This window comes from Cellvibrio chitinivorans, assembly GCF_035117775.1.
GTDB lineage: Bacteria > Pseudomonadota > Gammaproteobacteria > Pseudomonadales > Cellvibrionaceae > Cellvibrio > Cellvibrio chitinivorans.
Window position 1 is genome coordinate 470851 of sequence record NZ_JAYKKN010000001.1, and the last position, 17466, is coordinate 488316.

The 17466-nt window shown below is 53.0% G+C and carries 12 protein-coding genes; 7 read left to right on the forward strand and 5 right to left on the reverse strand.

Annotated features, from left to right (window positions below; genetic code table 11):
* Positions 1-9: 9 nt before the first annotated feature.
* The 5 genes from SPL68_RS02020 to gshB all read right to left on the reverse strand — a co-directional run bounded on the left by SPL68_RS02020 (position 10) and on the right by gshB (position 3983).
* Complete coding sequence (locus tag SPL68_RS02020; protein WP_323813393.1) at positions 10-909, reverse strand: aspartyl/asparaginyl beta-hydroxylase domain-containing protein; 900 nt, start codon at positions 907-909, stop codon at positions 10-12.
* Between the two features lie 34 nt (positions 910-943).
* On the reverse strand, positions 944-1363 hold the full coding sequence (gene ruvX, locus SPL68_RS02025; RefSeq protein ID WP_323813394.1) for a Holliday junction resolvase RuvX: 420 nt from the start codon (positions 1361-1363) through the stop codon (positions 944-946).
* Between the two features lie 17 nt (positions 1364-1380).
* On the reverse strand, positions 1381-1977 hold the full coding sequence (locus SPL68_RS02030) for a YqgE/AlgH family protein (protein WP_323813395.1): 597 nt from the start codon (positions 1975-1977) through the stop codon (positions 1381-1383).
* 64 nt (positions 1978-2041) lie between these two features.
* Entirely contained in the window at positions 2042-2965 is a 924-nt protein-coding gene (locus SPL68_RS02035) for an energy transducer TonB (protein ID WP_323813396.1), read from the reverse strand.
* 64 nt (positions 2966-3029) lie between these two features.
* Positions 3030-3983: a glutathione synthase gene (gene gshB / locus SPL68_RS02040; protein ID WP_323813397.1), complete on the reverse strand. Its 954-nt coding sequence runs from the start codon at positions 3981-3983 to the stop codon at positions 3030-3032.
* A gap of 358 nt (positions 3984-4341) precedes the next feature.
* On the opposite strand from gshB, the gene pilG reads away from it, so the two are divergent.
* The 7 genes from pilG (at position 4342) to SPL68_RS02075 (ending at position 17466) form a co-directional block, all read left to right on the forward strand.
* A complete protein-coding gene (pilG, locus tag SPL68_RS02045) occupies positions 4342-4737 on the forward strand; it encodes a twitching motility response regulator PilG (protein WP_007639219.1) in 396 nt (131 codons plus the stop codon).
* A 150-nt stretch (positions 4738-4887) separates the two neighbouring features.
* The gene (pilH, locus tag SPL68_RS02050) at positions 4888-5250 is read left to right on the forward strand and encodes a twitching motility response regulator PilH (protein WP_323813398.1); all 363 of its coding nucleotides are present in this window, start codon (positions 4888-4890) and stop codon (positions 5248-5250) included.
* A gap of 121 nt (positions 5251-5371) precedes the next feature.
* On the forward strand, positions 5372-5914 hold the full coding sequence (locus SPL68_RS02055; protein WP_323813399.1) for a chemotaxis protein CheW: 543 nt from the start codon (positions 5372-5374) through the stop codon (positions 5912-5914).
* Between the two features lie 158 nt (positions 5915-6072).
* A complete protein-coding gene (locus tag SPL68_RS02060; RefSeq protein WP_323813400.1) occupies positions 6073-8232 on the forward strand; it encodes a methyl-accepting chemotaxis protein in 2160 nt (719 codons plus the stop codon).
* Between the two features lie 10 nt (positions 8233-8242).
* Complete coding sequence (locus tag SPL68_RS02065) at positions 8243-9139, forward strand: CheR family methyltransferase (RefSeq protein ID WP_323813401.1); 897 nt, start codon at positions 8243-8245, stop codon at positions 9137-9139.
* A gap of 29 nt (positions 9140-9168) precedes the next feature.
* The gene (locus SPL68_RS02070) at positions 9169-16536 is read left to right on the forward strand and encodes a hybrid sensor histidine kinase/response regulator (RefSeq protein WP_323813402.1); all 7368 of its coding nucleotides are present in this window, start codon (positions 9169-9171) and stop codon (positions 16534-16536) included.
* Positions 16537-16545: 9 nt separating this feature from the next.
* Entirely contained in the window at positions 16546-17466 is a 921-nt protein-coding gene (locus tag SPL68_RS02075; protein ID WP_323813403.1) for a chemotaxis protein CheB, read from the forward strand.

The window sequence follows — 17466 nt, forward strand, 5'->3', positions numbered from 1 at the left end:
CAATCCCGATTAAAAGAAAATCCAGTAAATCAATCCCAAATACATAGCGTATTGCAGCGTGTAATACAGCGGGCGATTAAATTCTTTGATTTTCTTTCCCTGAATTCTAATTTGATACAAATAACCAAAAACCCGGTTGAGCAAACCAACCTTATCGCCCGGCATATTTTTAGTTGCCGTGCTTGCAACCACTACTCGCGAAAAAATTTCGTTAATCCAATCAACCAGAAAAAAATTGATCGGGCGCTTTACATCCAAAAATAAAATAATACGATTTTGATTGGTTTTATTTTCGGCGTAATGAATAAAGGTTTCATCAAACATTACCGCCTCGCCATCTTTCCATGCGTAGCGCTGCCCATCAACAGAGATATAACAGTCATCTGAATTGGGCGTTACTAATCCCAAGTGATAACGCAAAGATCCTGCATAGGGATCGCGATGCTTGGTAAGCTTCGCCCCCGGCGGCAGCATCGCAAACATGGCGCCCTTCACATTGGGGAGCTGATTAATTAGCGCCAGTGTTTTAGGGCAAAGCTGCTCTGCCGACTTTAAGTTGGCGCCGTACCACGTCAGATAAAAACGTTTCCAACCCGTACGAAAAAAAGAATTGAAGCCAATATCATCAAGATCATCAGATGCTTTGATCTGTGCAGCGGTATCGAGATTAACTGCCTCATCGCGAATCACCTGCCAATTTTCTTGAAGACTAGTCAACTCGGGAAAATCTTTTAAATCGAAATAAACCGATTTGCGATCTTTTGAAAACAAATAAAACAAGCAGTTAATCGGTGCGAAAATATTGGCGTGATCCGTTATCTTGCGTGTAAGAAGATCATGTTGAACAGAACCTCTATTTTGTACATAAATAGAGGTAATGATAAAAATAGCTAAAACGACAAGCCCCATAAAAAAATTCCTTTAAGAATTTCAACAATCTGAATTAATTAATTTGCCGTTCAAACCAACTTTCCAAAATTACGCGCGCAGCAATGGAATCGACTGGATTGTGTTTGTAATCGCGTGAGCCTCCGCGCTCGATAACTTCGCCTTTCGCTTCAAAACTGCTCAAGCGTTCATCGACCATTTCCACTTTTACGCCAAAGCGGCCGTGCAGACGATTGCCAAATTTGCGCGCGCGCGCGCTCAACTCACTTTCGCTGCCATCCATATTGAGTGGTAATCCCACCAACACTAAATCCGGCTGCCAGTCTTTCAATAATTTTTCAATTTGCTGCCAATCGGGCACACCGTCTTTGGCTTTTAGCGGCGGCTGGGAATTGGCGGAGTGAGTGATGGTTTGGCCGGAAGCGACACCAATATTTTTGGTGCCGTAATCAAAGGCAAGCAAGGATTTAATCATGATGAAAAAGTTTTAGATTAAGCGTGACCGGCAGTACTGGAGATCAAATTGACGTCTATTCCCAGCGTTTGTGCAGCGGAAGCCCAGCGATCTTCGAAAGGTGTATTAAAGATAATCTCTTTGTTGGCAGGAACCGTGAGCCAGCTATTAGCGGCGATTTCCGCCTCCAGCTGTCCCTCGCCCCAACCGGCATAACCAAGGGCGATAAGGCATTGTTTAGGGCCGCGCCCTTCTGCCATGGCCGCAATGATATCGCGCGATGCAGTAAGACTGATATCGGAAGACACTTCCAGCGTTGATTGCCATTTGGCGTCATTACTGTGCAGGACAAATCCGCGCTCAGGTTGCACCGGACCACCGCTCATGACTATCAGCTCACCCTGATCAGATAGATCATCCAAGTTCATCTGCGCGAAAATTTCTTTTAGCAGCATGGGTGTAGCGGCATTAATCACCACCCCCATAGCGCCCTTGTCGCTATGCTCACAGATATAGGTCACTGTGTGGGCGAAGGATGAATCGTTTAACCCCGGCATGGCAATCAGAAAGTGGTCGCGCAAACTGCCCGGCGTCAGTTCATCGTATTCAGTAGTAAAGGTATTTTGTTCGTTCATGTTCGCAGTATGGGGCCAATCCGAACTAAAACAAACACGCCTGCACAAATTTATCCTGCACGGATCAATTGGCAGAGGTAGTAATCGTGGACTGGTTACCGGTAATTTCGAAGTTCCAGGTACGGATAATCTGCAAGCGGTCAGCCTGCTTGCGGATTTCAGGCGGGAAGGAGGCAAAGGGCGATGATAGGCGCAGTATCTGGCGCGCAGCATCGTCGAGAATGCGCTGACCGGAGGATTGCAGCACCTTGATCTCATAGATGGTGCCATCGGGATTGATCACCACCGACAGACGCAGATGGCCGGTGATATGGCGACTTAAGGCTTCCTGCGGATAGTTGCGATTGCCCACCTGCTCGACCTTGGTACTCCACTCGTGCAGGTATTTGGCATCAAAGGATTCCTTGGTGGATACCGACGTCAGAGTGCGCACTCGCGGGCGCTTGGCATACTCCTGCCGCTGCTTATCGAGCTTGGCTTGCAAACTGGCGATCTCAGCCGAGATCAGCGGTTGGTCTTCCATCAAACCATCCAGCGTTTCACGCTCTTCGCGCTCGTCCGGATTTAACTTCACCTGAGTTGTGCGCACACTTTGGGCAGTAGTAGATAACAGTTGCTGCTCTTTGATCTTTTGCGTTGAAGCCGCCTGCTGCTGTGGAATCGGGTTCACATCACGCACTTGGGTATCAGCAAATTCAGCCTGGCGCTCAGTGGTCAGTTGCTTGGCTTCATCTAGCGTGCCGCTCGCTTCCTGATTGTGCTGGGCGAGAAAATCGGCATTATCAGGCGCTTTGAGCGATTTGTGCGTCGCCAGCGTAATTTCGATGGTTTGCGATTTACTACTGTGATCAGGCAGCTTAAAACTAAACCCCAAAATCAAAAACGCGTGCAGGGCAATCGCCAGAAAGAAGGTAAAACTCAGGCGATCACCCGTATCTACCGGTGATGCGGCAAGGTTTTCTTCTTCCAAAGTAACTGCCTGATTCATTCGATCTACTCTTGTTATCTCTTTGGTCTTTTTCGGCGACACAGCTATTTAAAAACCCGGTTGATTATTGCGCCGCTAATTTACGCTCAATGGCATCCATTAGCCGTGACCCAATTCCGGTGTTGTAGGCTTTGTCGATTTCGCGCGCGCAGGTCGGACTGGTGACATTGATCTCGGTCAGGTAGTTGCCGATTACATCCAAGCCCACAAACAGCAAGCCTTTGGCTTTAAGCGTGGGCGCCACCTGCTCCACTATCCAGTAATCCTGTTCCGTCAGCGGTTGGGCGACACCGGTGCCACCAGCAGCCAGATTTCCGCGTGTTTCACCTTTGGCGGGAATACGCGCCAAGCAATAGGGAACTGGCTCGCCATCCACTACCAGAATACGCTTGTCACCTTCAGTGATTGCCGGGATATAGCGCTGCGCCATAATAGTCTGCACACCAAACTCGGTCAGGGTTTCGAGAATCACCCCCACATTGGGGTCATCTTGGCGGCAGCGGAAAATACGGCTACCACCCATGCCATCGAGTGGCTTAAAGATGACATCGCCATGCTGCTTATGGAATTCGCGCAAACGCAGCATATCGCGACTCACCAAAACGGGCGGGCAGCACTGTGGAAATTGGGTGGCGAAGATTTTCTCATTGCAGTCGCGCAAGCTGCGTGGATCATTTACCACCAAGGCACCATCGCGTTGGGCGGCTTCAAGAATATAAGTGCTATATATGTATTCGTTATCAAAGGGCGGGTCTTTGCGCATGATGATCACATCCAGATCACCCAGCTTTTTATCTTCATGCAAGCCCAACTCAAACCAGCTATCGCCGTTGTCGGCCACAAACAGATTGCGCATATTGGCTCGCGCCTCCCCCTGCAGCAGATACAAATCTTTCTGCTCCATGTAGTGCAAATCCCAACCGCGCTCCTGCGCCGCAAGCAACAGCGCGAGTGTTGTGTCTTTGTAGAATTTGATGTCTGCGATAGGGTCCATGACCACGCCGAGAGAGATTGCCATAGCGGTTGCTCGAGTTAGATAGGCACAAACTTGCGCCTGAGGATTGCAAATACGTTGCCGGAGTCGGTGCGGCGGGCTAAAGTTAAGTCCTGCAGGCAATTAAAGCAAGATTATTACCGACAGATTAAACAGCTATAAAAAAATCAAAAACGGTATGGATTACTCATATATTCAAGTAGTTATGGCGTAACCCTAAAAACTGTGTTAAAAGTTTCGCTTCACTGATGGCGTTATTTGAGCGCCGGTTTTTAGAAGTGACTGCAATATAAAAGCAAAAATTAACTCACTTTAACAATCAACGTGTATATCTGGCAGCTGCGGCAACCACTGCGGCAATAACAAAAGGCAAGGTCAGAGTATGGAAGTAACTTACGAAAGCCTAAAAGTGATGGTTATCGACGATAGCAAAACCATCCGGCGCACAGCTGAAACACTGCTTAAAAAAGCGGGCTGCATGGTCATCACTGCTACCGACGGTTTTGATGCTTTGGCCAAAATCGCCGATACCCGCCCCGACATTATTTTTGTGGACATTATGATGCCGCGTCTCGACGGCTATCAAACCTGTGCACTGATCAAGAATAACAGCGAATTCAAGACCACCCCGGTCATTATGCTTTCCAGTAAAGATGGTCTGTTCGACAAAGCCAAAGGGCGTATTGTCGGCTCTGACCAGTACCTCACCAAGCCATTCAGCAAAAGCGAGTTACTCGGCGCCATCGAAGCCCACGTCAAGCATTTAAAAGCCTCTTAATCGCGGGTATCTACTCCGGTTTTTAACTGTTATTGACGCCTTCCCATTTAGGCGCCATCACCTCAATAACAGTCTGGATCAATTTCTAAAGGACTATCCAACAATCACCGCATTGCTGCGGAATAACTATTTGGTTTTTTTGGAGTGCTTATGGCCAGAGTATTGATTATTGACGATTCACCGACCGAAACTTACAAGCTCACCAGCATGCTGGAAAAAAATGGCCACGTGGTGATGACCGCCGACAACGGCGAAGCCGGTATTGCGATGGCACAAAAAGAGCTGCCGGATCTAGTGCTGATGGACGTAGTCATGCCCGGCCTCAATGGTTTTCAAGCGACTCGTCAACTGACCAAAACCGCTGAAACCGCTCATATTCCAGTGATTATCGTCACCACCAAAGACCAGCAAACCGACCGCGTTTGGGGCATGCGTCAAGGCGCTAAAGCCTACTTATCCAAACCCATTACCGCTGAAGTGTTGATGGCCGCTATGGCGGAAGTACTGCCTTAATTAAAGGATAGCTTTATCAGCCCCAGGGACGACGCACGACAATAACAACAGCCGCACCACTGACCATAGTTGGCGCCAGCGCCAATCCCAAGTGGTGATGTAGACAGTTACGGATAGATTTATGTCAGAACCCCAGGCCGCCTTTCAGGCCCTGCTTACATTGGCACAGCGCAGTCGCGCTGCCGCACGCGGTCTGCCGGCTCAGGCGGACATACGCCCCCATTGGAGCGGCATTGGTTTTGCGCTCATGGGCAGCTATTTTGTGGTGCCAATTGGTGAAATCTCAGAGATGCTGGAAGTCCCCAATCACACCCATCTACCCGGTGTACAGCCTTGGGTAAAAGGCGTTGCCAATGTGCGCGGCCGCTTGCTGCCCCTATTTGATCTGGCGATGTTTTTTGGCGATCGCCTTACCGGCTCGCGCAAACAGCGCCGGGTATTGATATTGGAAACCGAAACCCTGTATTCCGGCCTGATTGTAGATCAGGTATTCGGCATGCAGCACTTCCCGATGGATGAGTACAGCGAGCAAGCAGGCCCTGTCGCCAGCTCACTTTTGCCATTTGTAACCGGCAGCTATCCGCAGGGCGGCGAGCGCTGGTCGCTGTTCCGTCCAGCCTTGCTGGCGGAAGATCCACGTTTTACCAATGCGGCTAAATCCTGATCGGATTCACCCGCCAAAAGTTAGTGCAGTAGAAAAAGTTGTTACAAAAACAATCAGTTAGATGAAATCGTTAGATTGGAGTTAAATGAGGCTGCTGCCCTGCGCAACAGCTGAGTGGATAGAAAAAATAAAACCGAACGCTGGTTAGGAGTGCTTAGATGAAAACTGATTCAAAGATTGCCGCTTTCAAGGCAAAACCGACGACGATTATCGCCGCGGTCTTGCTGGTGGCTTCGTTTGCTGCCGCGATGGTACTGCTGTTCCTGATTAACCAGGGCAAGAGCAACGACCAGCGCTATCTGCAACAAGCCGGTGACTTGCGTGCGCAAGCCTATCGTCTGACCTCGCTCTCGCGCGACGCCACCTCGGGCGATGAAAATGCCTTCGGTGAATTGACCAGCGTAGTAAGCAGCATGGACAGCACCTGGAACATGCTCCGCAATAGTGACGAACGCACGCGCGCCACACTCAGCGCCGAGTTCGATAACTACGGCGCCATCTGGAACCGCGTTAAAACCAACGCTCAAGCGATTGCGACCAACAAAGACCTGATCGTATCGCTCAACAGCGTGGGTAACAACCTGAACGAAAACCTGCCGACCCTGCAGACCGAACACAACAATATCGTGGATATTTTGCTTGAATCCGGCGCTCCTGCGGATCAGGCGATTCAAGCCCAGCTGCTGTCTTGGCGCGCCGAACGTATCGGCCGTAACGTAGACAAGATGCTGCGCGGTGATACCGACTCTGGCGATGCTGCCGACCAATTTAACCGTGACGCCAACTTCTATGCGCGCGTTCTCACTGCTATGAAAGAAGGCGACCCGGCACTGCGTATTACCCGTGTATCGGATATGCAAGCGCGTGCGAGTCTCGACCAAATCACCTCCCTGTTTGAAGGTGTAAATAAATCGATTCAGGAAATGGTGGAAGGTGCGACCAACCTGACCCGCGCCCGTCAGGCATCTGATGCAGTATTGAACGATACCCCACAACTGCTGCAAGCGCTGGCGACCATCTCCGATAAAATCGCCGCCCAAGCGGACAACCGACCGTTCATCAACAACACTACCGTTATCATCCTCGCGGCGATTACTCTGGCCTCTTTATTCTTCCTCGGTTTTAACCAGTACCGCGGCGCTCGTACCCGTGCGGACGAAACCACCGAAACCAACGAACGTAACCAGACCGCGATTTTGCGTCTGCTCGATGAACTGGCCGACCTCGCGGACGGTGACTTGACCACTACCGCTACGGTAACCGAGGACTTCACCGGTGCGATTGCTGACTCTATTAACTTCACCATCGACCAGCTGCGTATTCTGGTAGCGCGCATTAACGAAACCGCGGTAAACGTATCGGCCGCTGCGCAAGAAACCCAGCAAACTGCACTGCACCTCGCCGAAGCATCTGAACACCAGGCGCAAGAAATTGCCGGTGCATCGGCCGCGGTAAACGAAATGGCCGTGACCATTGACCAGGTATCTGCGAACGCCGCCGAATCGGCAGCGGTAGCGGAGCGCGCGGTATCGATCGCGGGTAACGGTGCGAAAGTGGTACAGAACACTATCCACGGGATGGATACCATCCGTGAGCAGATTCAAGATACTTCCAAACGTATTAAGCGCCTCGGTGAATCGTCACAAGAGATTGGTGACATCGTAAGCTTGATTAACGACATTGCGGACCAAACCAACATCCTCGCACTTAACGCCGCGATTCAGGCATCGATGGCCGGTGACGCGGGCCGCGGCTTCGCGGTGGTAGCGGACGAAGTTCAACGCCTTGCGGAACGTTCCGCAGCAGCAACCAAGCAGATCGAAGCGCTGGTTAAAACGATTCAGAACGATACCAACGAAGCGGTAATTTCGATGGAACAAACCACATCTGAAGTGGTTCGCGGTGCGCGCCTCGCACAGGATGCGGGTGTGGCACTGGAAGAAATTGAAAACGTATCGTCAAGCCTCGCGGAATTGATCCAGAACATTTCGAATGCTGCACGTCAGCAAGCATCGTCTGCGGGTCACATCTCCAACACGATGAATGTTATTCAGGAAATTACCACCCAAACCTCTGCCGGTACCTCAGCTACTGCGCAGTCGATTGGTAATCTCGCCGAAATGGCACTCGACCTGCGTGAATCCGTAGCCGGTTTCAAACTGCCGGAAGAAGATATGTCTGAAGGTCGCGCCAATGCAGCACGCTCTGCTATGGCAACGCCTGCGATGGAATTTGACGGCGAGAGCGAAACCGATGTTATCGATCTGGACGATGAAGTTCTGCCTGACGATATCTTCGGCCAACCGTCTAAAGCCTGATAAGTAAGCGATGCCGGCTCTGCTGGCATCGCAGCTGGTAACGCGCAATATGGCCTGGTCGCTACGCACTCTACCCACCCTCACCGAACAGCAGTTTCTCCAATGGGGTAAATTGTTGGAGGAGCGCACGGGCATCCAACTGGTGTTTCAACAGAAAGCTTGGTTGGAGTCGCAGATGAACCCGCGCCTGCGCGATCATGGTGACGAAGATTACGACGCCTATTTCCAGTTTGTCGCACAAGACACCATTGAGGCCAAACTGGAGTGGGCGCGCCTGATTGACCGGGTGGCGGTTAAGGAAACCAGTTTTTTCCGCCACCGCGATTCGATTGAATATGTGCGCAATTACCTGCAGCACAAAATCAATAATCAGGCGCTGCACAGCAGCTTTGATATCTGGAGCATGGGCTGCGCCACCGGTGAAGAAGCCTACTCTTTGGCGATGGTAGTCAACGACTGTTTTGAGCTGGCAGCAATCGACCCTTATTACGGCATCACCGCCATGGATATCAGCTCGTCGGCGCTGGTTGCCGGTCGCAAGGGGCGCTATAGCAAACGCCGCGTCGAGCAGGTAAAACCCGACGAAGCCAAACGCTATCTGCAAGTCTGCGCCGATGGCAGCTATGAAGTAGTGAATAAATTGCGCGACCGGGTGTGCTTTACCCACACCAATATCATCCACGCGCGCCAGCTGCCGCAAGTGCAAGTGGATGTGATTTTTTGCCAAAACCTGTTGGTTTATTTCCGCCGCTGGCTGCGTCGGGATGTATTAAATGCCTTGGTCGACCGCCTTAAACCGGGCGGATTATTAATTGTCGGCCTGGGCGAAGTGGTGGATTGGGAACACCCGAAAATGCAGCGCACTGGCGATGACCAGGTGCAGGCTTACGTTCGTGAAGAACGATAAAAACGAGAACAAATAGAGGAAAGTTCTGCATGGCAGATAATCGCAATTTTGCCGCGTTGGATTGGTTGATCCATGAGATCAGTGAGACGCTGAAAGAAGCGCGCCAAGCCCTCGAAAGCTATGTTGAAAATCCCAAAGATGCCACCCGCATCCGCTTCTGCCTGACCCACATTCATCAGGTTCACGGCAGCTTGCAAATGGTGGAATTCTACGGCGCCGCCATGCTTGCCTCCGAAATGGAGCAATTGACCCAAGCGATGATCGCCGGCCGTGTCGCCAACAGCAGCGAAGCGCAAGAAGTGCTGATGCGCGCCATTTTGCAATTCCCGCTCTATTTGGAACAGGTCAAAGCCACACGCAAAGACAACCCGCTGGTGGTATTGCCACTGCTCAACGATTTGCGCGCCGTGCGCGGCGAAAGTCTGCTCACCGACACCAAACTCTTTGTACCCAACCTGACCCCAGCCAAAAAAGTCTCGGGCGCGCGCCTGCCCGTCACCAATGACAATGTGCAATTTCAGGCGATGGTGCTCAAGCTGCGTCAGATGTACCAGTACGCCGCCTCGGGTTTTATCCGCAATGTAAACCCGGATGAAAACCTCGCCTATCTGCAAAAAGCATTTTCGCGCCTGCAAAAACTGACTCACGGCACCGCGCGTTTTGCGCTTTGGGATATCTCGCTCGCATTAGTAGAAGCGATTGAAATCGATGCGATTGAAATCAGCGTTGCGGTGAAAAACCTGCTGCGCCAACTGGATACCGAAATCAAAGTGCTCGCCGTGCACGGCACCAAGGCACTCAATAGTTTCACCAACGACGAGCTGATCAAAAACCTGCTCTACTACGTCGCCCGCGCTGGTAAACACGCGCCCGGCTTTGCGCCCAACTCGCAGTTGCAGCGCATTTACGAAACCTATCACCTTGAAGAAGCACTGCTGGAAGGCAAAGAAGGCGGCGATGACAGCCAGAACATGCTCTCTGTTCCCGATGCCGACGCCATGCGCTCGGTGGTGGGCGCGATTAAAGAAGAGCTGAACCTGATCAAAAGCAGCCTCGATGTATGCCTCGCTGGCGGCGACAGCCAAAGCGCGCTGACTGATGCACTGCCGATTGTTAAACGCGTTGCCGATACCCTTGCCGTGCTCGGCTTGGGCGATCTGCGCAAACGCGTACTTGAACAAGGTGCTGCGCTGGATCTGGTAGTGGAATCTGAAAGCCAGTTGAGCGACGACCAATTACTCGCTGTCGCCAGCCAATTAATCGCAGTAGAAAATACCCTCGATGGTCTGATCGAAAGCGGTGCCCAGCAGGAAACCGCCGACGCCCACGACGACATGGATATCACCCTCAGCCGCGCCAAAGAATCGGTGCTGCGCGAATCACGCAATGGCTTGGAACACGCCAAAGACGCGATCATCGAATACATCGCCTCCCAGTGGAATCGTCAGCACCTGCACACAGTGCCCGGCACTTTGCGCGAAATTCGCGGCGGCCTGGAAATCATGCCGCTGCCGCGCCCGGCGCGCATCCTCGGTGCCTGCGCCCGTTTTATCGAAGAACAGCTGCTGCAACAAGATGCCACACCGCAATGGACAACGCTGGACACCCTCGCCGATGCCATTACCAGCGTTGAGTACTATCTTGAGCGCTTGAGCAGCGGCGGCCGCAAAGAAGAAAACGACCTGCTGTTGACCGGCGCTGAAGAGAGCGTTGCCAGCCTCGGCTATGCAGTGGCGAAAACCAGTAAAACCAGCGATACCCCAGCTCAACATGAGCCTGAAACCGAAAGCGAAATTGCTGAGCAGGCAATCGAGCTTGATGTTGCCGACGCCCAGCCAGAAGTTGCAGCGCATGAAGAACACAGCGCCGCTGATGAGCTGGCCGCTGCTTATCAGGATGCCTTTGCGCAAGAGACACCTGCAGAAGACGCAGCAGTCGAAAGCCTATCAGCTGAACAGTCGGCTATCGAAAACCCTGTAGTTGAAAGCTATGAAGAAGCTGTCGTTGACGCTGGCGATACGAACTCAACTGACAACAATGAAGATGACTTTGCGCAACTCACTGCCATCTATGCCAATGAAGTAGCTGATGAGACCGCAGAAACTGAAGTTGAAACTCTGGATATCTCCGACACCATTGTCGATCTGAGCGAACCAGCGCCAGCTACAGATATCATCGAGGCTGATACCGCAGACGAAGCTGTAGCAGAGGTCATTGAATCAGAGGCAATCGAAGCGCAAGAAATTGAATTAGAGGCAGTTGAAGAAGCTGAAGCTGTAGCAGAGAACGCAATAGAAGAGGAAAACCCAGAAGCGTCGCACGGCAGCGATCTGGTCGCCACTTCCAACGCACCGGTTATCCAGCGCGATGATGAAGATATCGACGACGAAATCATCGAGATTTTCATCGAAGAAGCCACCGAAGTTACCGAAACCATCGCGGAATACTTCCCGCGCTGGGCGCAAAACCATGAGGATAACGAAGCCCTCACTGAATTCCGCCGCGCTTTCCACACGCTGAAAGGCAGCGGCCGCATGGTCGGCGCCAATGAAATTGGCGAGCTGGCCTGGTCGATTGAAAACATGCTCAACCGTGTGATTGACCGCACCATCACCGCCGGCGCAGTACATGTACACATCATCGAGCAAGTGCGCCTGCTGCTGCCGGATATGATCGCCGCCTTCCGCGACAACCAGCCAAACCCACACGCAGCATTAGCCGAAACCTATCGCCAGCAGGCGACCTTGCTATCCCAAGGTACAGTGCCTGCTGAATTACTGGCCGAATTGGGCAGTGCCCCTGCGGCTCCGGTGGTTGCCGAAGATGAAACCGACGATGGTTATCTTGCGGAAGAAGATCCGGCGGAAACCCTTATCGACCTGAACGATGAGCTGGCGCTCAATGAAGTCGCCGAAGACAGCTTTGCTGCTGAGGATGAAGATAGCCAGTTAGACGTGCATCCACTCGACGAGCTGAGTCTGATTGTTGAAGATCAGGACACCAGCGATGAAGAGCTGACGCTGGAGCTCAGTGACCTGCCAGTTGTGGAGCTGGATGAAGAACTGGAAGATTCTGCTGAACTGAGTGATTCCCTGGAGCTTGACGAAACTGCTGAGCTTGGCGAAATCGCGGTTGATCTTGATGAATCGGCCGAGCTTGATGAATTGGCAGCATTGGCAGACAGCGACGAGATTCCAACCCTCGAATTTACCGAGGAAGTTGCGTCGCAGATACTCGATGAGCAGATCGACCTGGGTGATATCAGCCTCGATGAACACATTGAGTTGAGCGATGAAGACGAAGTCGCACAACTGGCCAGAGCCTACAGCGAACATCAGACCGACAGCTTCGCTTATATCGATGAAGACAGCGAAGGCGAAGATGCCGATTATCAGTTGTGGGAGATTTTTGGCACCGAAGCCCTCACCCACCTGCAGACCGTAGAAGAATACATAGCGCGGATGGAAGCCGAAGCGCCGATTTACGAGCCGCCGAGTGAAGGCATGCAGCGCGCATTGCACACGCTCAAAGGCAGCGCTCATATGGCCGAGGTCACCCAAGTGGCCGAACTGGCGACGCCGCTGGAGCGATTTGTTAAGGAATTGCGCTCATATCACGTCAATATCAACGACGATATCCTCCAACTGCTGCGCGATGCCGTCATTTACACCCAGATCGCACTGCACCAGATCGAGGGCGGCGAAACCGTTGATATCCCACGCCTGCAACAATTTATTGCGCGCGTAAACGAACTGCGCGAAATCCATGTTGCGCCGCTGGTCAGCCTGCAAGAGCTGGACGAGAGCGGCAAACGCCCGGTTGACCCGGAATTGCTCGCCATCTTTATGGCCGAGGAAATGAACCTGCTGCTGGACGCGGACAAGATTATCGCCCTGTGGGCCGCCGATCCGGCCGATACCAACCAGTTGACGCCAGTGATGGACGAGCTGGGCAAGCTGACCAAAGCCGCCGCCCACGCCTATCTGCCAGCCATGGCCGAGCTGAGCGAGAAAATCCACAGCGTTTACGAGCTGATCATCGCCAACCAACTGGCTTGCTCACCGGCGGTCTGCACCACTTTGAACTCCGCCCATATCGCCCTATTGGATATGGTGGACGCTATTGCCGCTGGCCAAAACCTCAACGGCATTCCCGACGCGATCAATGAATCACTCGACGAACTGCTCAGCACCGAAGCCGTCACCCTCAGCGCACTCATCAATGACCAAGTGCCTGCTATTGAAGATGTACCGGTTGTTGAAGAAGTTGCGCTTGAAGATGATCTGCAAGAAGAAACATTGATTGAAGATGCCCTAATTGAAGACGTTGAGGCTGAAGAAATCCTGCTCGACGAAGCCCTACCGCTAGTTGAGTTCGATGAAGAGCCTGAGTACCAGTTAAGCGACGAAAACGAGCCGGAAAAAGCGGCTCTCGACTTTGATGAAGCTCTAGACCTTAGCGAAGCCATCGAGTATTCCGCTGATGATGCTTCTCTCGACGAAGATGAAATCGTCGAGCTGATTGATGATGGCGATGACATTGCTGATATCGAACTTGAGTTTGCAGAAGCGATTTTGGAATCAGAAGTCGAGAAAGGCGATAGTGACGAATATGACGTTGAAGCCAGCGACGAGACCCCTGAATTAATACTCGAAGCCGAACCGGAAGAGATTCAGGCATTTGTTGCTGAGCCGCAAATTATCTTCGAACAAGAGCCTGCGCCAAGCTTTGTTGCCGAGCAAGCATTTGAGGCTGATGCAGAAGACGATGATTTCGACCCTGAAATCATTGAAATCTTTATCGAAGAAGCCAACGAGCTGCTTGAAGAGATAGACACTTCACTTAACGAATGGCAGGAAGATTGGAACAACACTGCGAGTGTGGAAGAGCTGAAGCGCTTGCTGCACACCTTTAAAGGTGGCGCGCGCCTCGCTGGCCTGACCGACTTGGGCGATTTGTCGCACGACTTTGAAACCATCCTGATCGAGATGGACGACGACGCCGAGTTGGATCAATCCTTCTTCAACCGTCTGCACGACTATCAGGATCGCATGCACTCAGGTGTCGCCCGCGTACAGGCGCGCATGAACAGCGAAGTGGTTGCCGATGAACCCGCTATTCCGGTACTGAACACACCAATCGCCAACGACTACACGCCGCATATTGAAACTCCGGCCGTAGACGACTATGTGAGCGTTGATGACGCCGTTGCCGATCTGCAATTTACCGACGCCGATGCAGTGCCTGTCCTGCAGGATGAGCTGCACGACGAACATCAAGACGGCCAGTACCACAAACCAACCGTAGTGGTAGACAACACCCGCGATCATGCTGACAACCTCAGCGAAGACAGCGGTTTTGTGCCGAATGATTTTTCACCGAATGACCTTTTACAAAATGACAATGGCAGCCAAAAACCCAATGTGCTGACCTTTGCGCCCAAAGCCAAACCTACAGCACCAGTTCCCGGGGCGATTCCCGGCACCGAATACGGCGGCGGCTTGCGCTCGGGCAATACTGGCCCAGCGCAGGTACAGCACTTGGCAGCGCGCCGCAGCGGCCCGCAAGAAGTGGTGAAAGTATCCGCCGAATTGCTTGAAGAACTGGTAAACCTCGCCGGTGAAACCTCCATCAGCCGTGGCCGTATGGAGCAGCAAGTCAGCGACCTCAGCGGCTCGATTGAGGAGATGGATTCCACCATCCAACGTCTGCAAGAGCAGCTGCGCCGCCTCGATATCGAAACCGAAGCGCAAGTATTGTTCCGCCAGGAGCAGATGGCGCAGCACGAAGAATTCGACCCGCTGGAGATGGACCGCTACTCGCAGTTGCAGCAACTGTCGCGCTCGCTGATCGAATCTGCATCTGACTTGATGGACTTGAAATTCACCCTCGCGGATAAAACCCGCGATACCGAAACCCTGCTGTTACAACAGTCGCGTATTAACACCGACCTGCAAGAAGGCCTGATGCGCTCGCGCATGGTGCCCTTCTCACGCCTGGTGCCGCGCTTGCGCCGGATCGTGCGCCAAGCCGCGACCGAGTTGGGCAAAGAAGTGGACTTCGAGCTGGATAACATCGAAGGCGAACTGGACCGTACCGTATTGGAACGCATGGTCGCGCCGCTCGAACACATGTTGCGTAACGCGGTTGACCACGGTATCGAAATGCCGGACGAGCGTATCGCCGCCGGTAAAAATGCCAACGGCCGCATCCTGCTCACCCTCGGCCGCGAAGGTGGCGATGTAATCATCCGCCTGATCGACGACGGTCGCGGTATCAACCTGAAACGTGTGCGTGAAAAGGCGGTTGAACGCGGTTTGATGGCAGCAGATGCACAGCTGGCGGATCAGGATGTCATCCAATTTATTCTGCACGCCGGTTTCAGTACCGCCGAAAAAGTAACCCAGATTTCCGGCCGCGGTGTGGGCATGGACGTGGTGCACTCCGAGATCAAACAACTCGGCGGCGCCATGTTTATCGACTCCGAATGGGGTAACGGCACCCAATTCACCATCCGCCTGCCGTTTACCGTATCGGTAAACCGCGCCTTGATGGTACAGATCGGCGAAGACCTCTACGCCATTCCGCTCAACACCATCGAAGGTATTGTGCGCGTCAGCCCATTTGAGCTGGAGCACTACTATCAGGATGAGAGTGCGCGTTTCGACTACGCCGGTGAAAACTACTTGGTACGCTACCTCGGCAACCTGCTCGACTCCAGCGCCCAGCCGAAACTCGACGGCCAAATGCTGCCATTGCCAGTCATTCTGGTGCGCAGCACCGAGCATACTGTAGCGCTGCAAGTAGATCGTCTGCTCGGTTCGCGCGAGATCGTGGTAAAAACCCTTGGCGCCCAATTCAGCGCCGTGCGCGGTGTATCCGGCGCCACGGTAATGGGTGACGGTAACGTGGTGGTGATTCTCGATCTGCACGCCATGATCCGCGAACAGCTGGCGCTCGGTTTGCAGCATTCGATCCTGCTGGAGCCTAACAAAGGCGGCGCAGCGGAAGACGATCAATCCGAAAAAACCGTCATGGTGGTGGATGACTCGGTAACCGTACGCAAGGTAACCACCCGCTTCCTGGAGCGCGAAGGTTTCCGCGTGATCTCGGCCAAAGACGGGGTAGAAGCGCTGCAAGTACTGCAGGATCAAATCCCCGATGTGATGCTGCTGGATATCGAGATGCCGCGTATGGACGGCTTCGAAGTCGCCAAAAACATCCGCACCAGCTCGCGCCTGAAGGATTTGCCGATCATTATGATCACCTCGCGTACCGGTGAAAAACACCGCGAACGCGCCTTTAGCTTGGGCGTGAACAAGTACATGGGTAAACCCTATCAGGAAGATCTGCTGCTCAATAACATCAACGAGTTGCTGGGCAAAAAGGTTCGTTAAGGCACGGCCATGCTGCAACTGGGAATACTGGTCGATAGTGCCCCCAAGCAGCAGGCATTGACCCAACTGGTGAGCCAGTCGGGTCATAAAGTGGGCTGCCAGTTGCTGCTATCGGCACGCACAAATAGCACCGATAGCCAACAATTGCTCGCACAGCCGCTCGATGCCTGGCTGGTGGATATCGCCGACGACTACTGCGACGACTATCGCCTGCAACAGTTATTCGCGCAGGCTCGGGTGCCGATCATCCTCAGCGACAGTAGCGAATTTACCCCCGGCAGCGATGAGCACAGCGCTTGGTTGCGGCGCACCGGTTTACGCTTGCAGCGGCTGCGCGGCGATATCAACTTACAGCAGGCTCATCCCGCGAGCGAATTGTGGATACTGGCCGCATCGACCGGTGGCCCGGCGGCAGTAAAACGATTTTTGGCGCATTTGCCTGCCAACTTGGGCATCGCCTTTTTGTACGTACAACATATAGATGCGCATCAGGCCGTCACCCTCAACCGCATGATGAGCAACGCCGGCAACTATCCGGCAATGGTCGCCACCCAAGGCGTGGTATTAACCGCCAACAGCATGACGCTGGTAACGGCGCGCGACCCGGTGGAAATTCTGGCAAATGGCACTTTAGCTTTGAGTTATGGCCAGTCGTGGAAAGGCAGTTACGCCCCCTCGATTGACCAGATAGCCGCCAACGCCGCACGCATTTATCGCGAGCGCTGCGGCCTGATTATTTTTACCGGCATGGGCGATGACGGCGCAGCCAGTTGTCGCCTCATTAAACAGGTCGGCGGCAAGGCTTGGGCGCAGTCGCCCGATGATTGCACCAGCGATTCCATGCCCGTATCGGCGCTTGCCACTGGCTGTGTAAGCCTGAGCGGAACGCCCGAGTATCTGGCGCGCGCGCTGGCGCAGCTAAAACGTTAA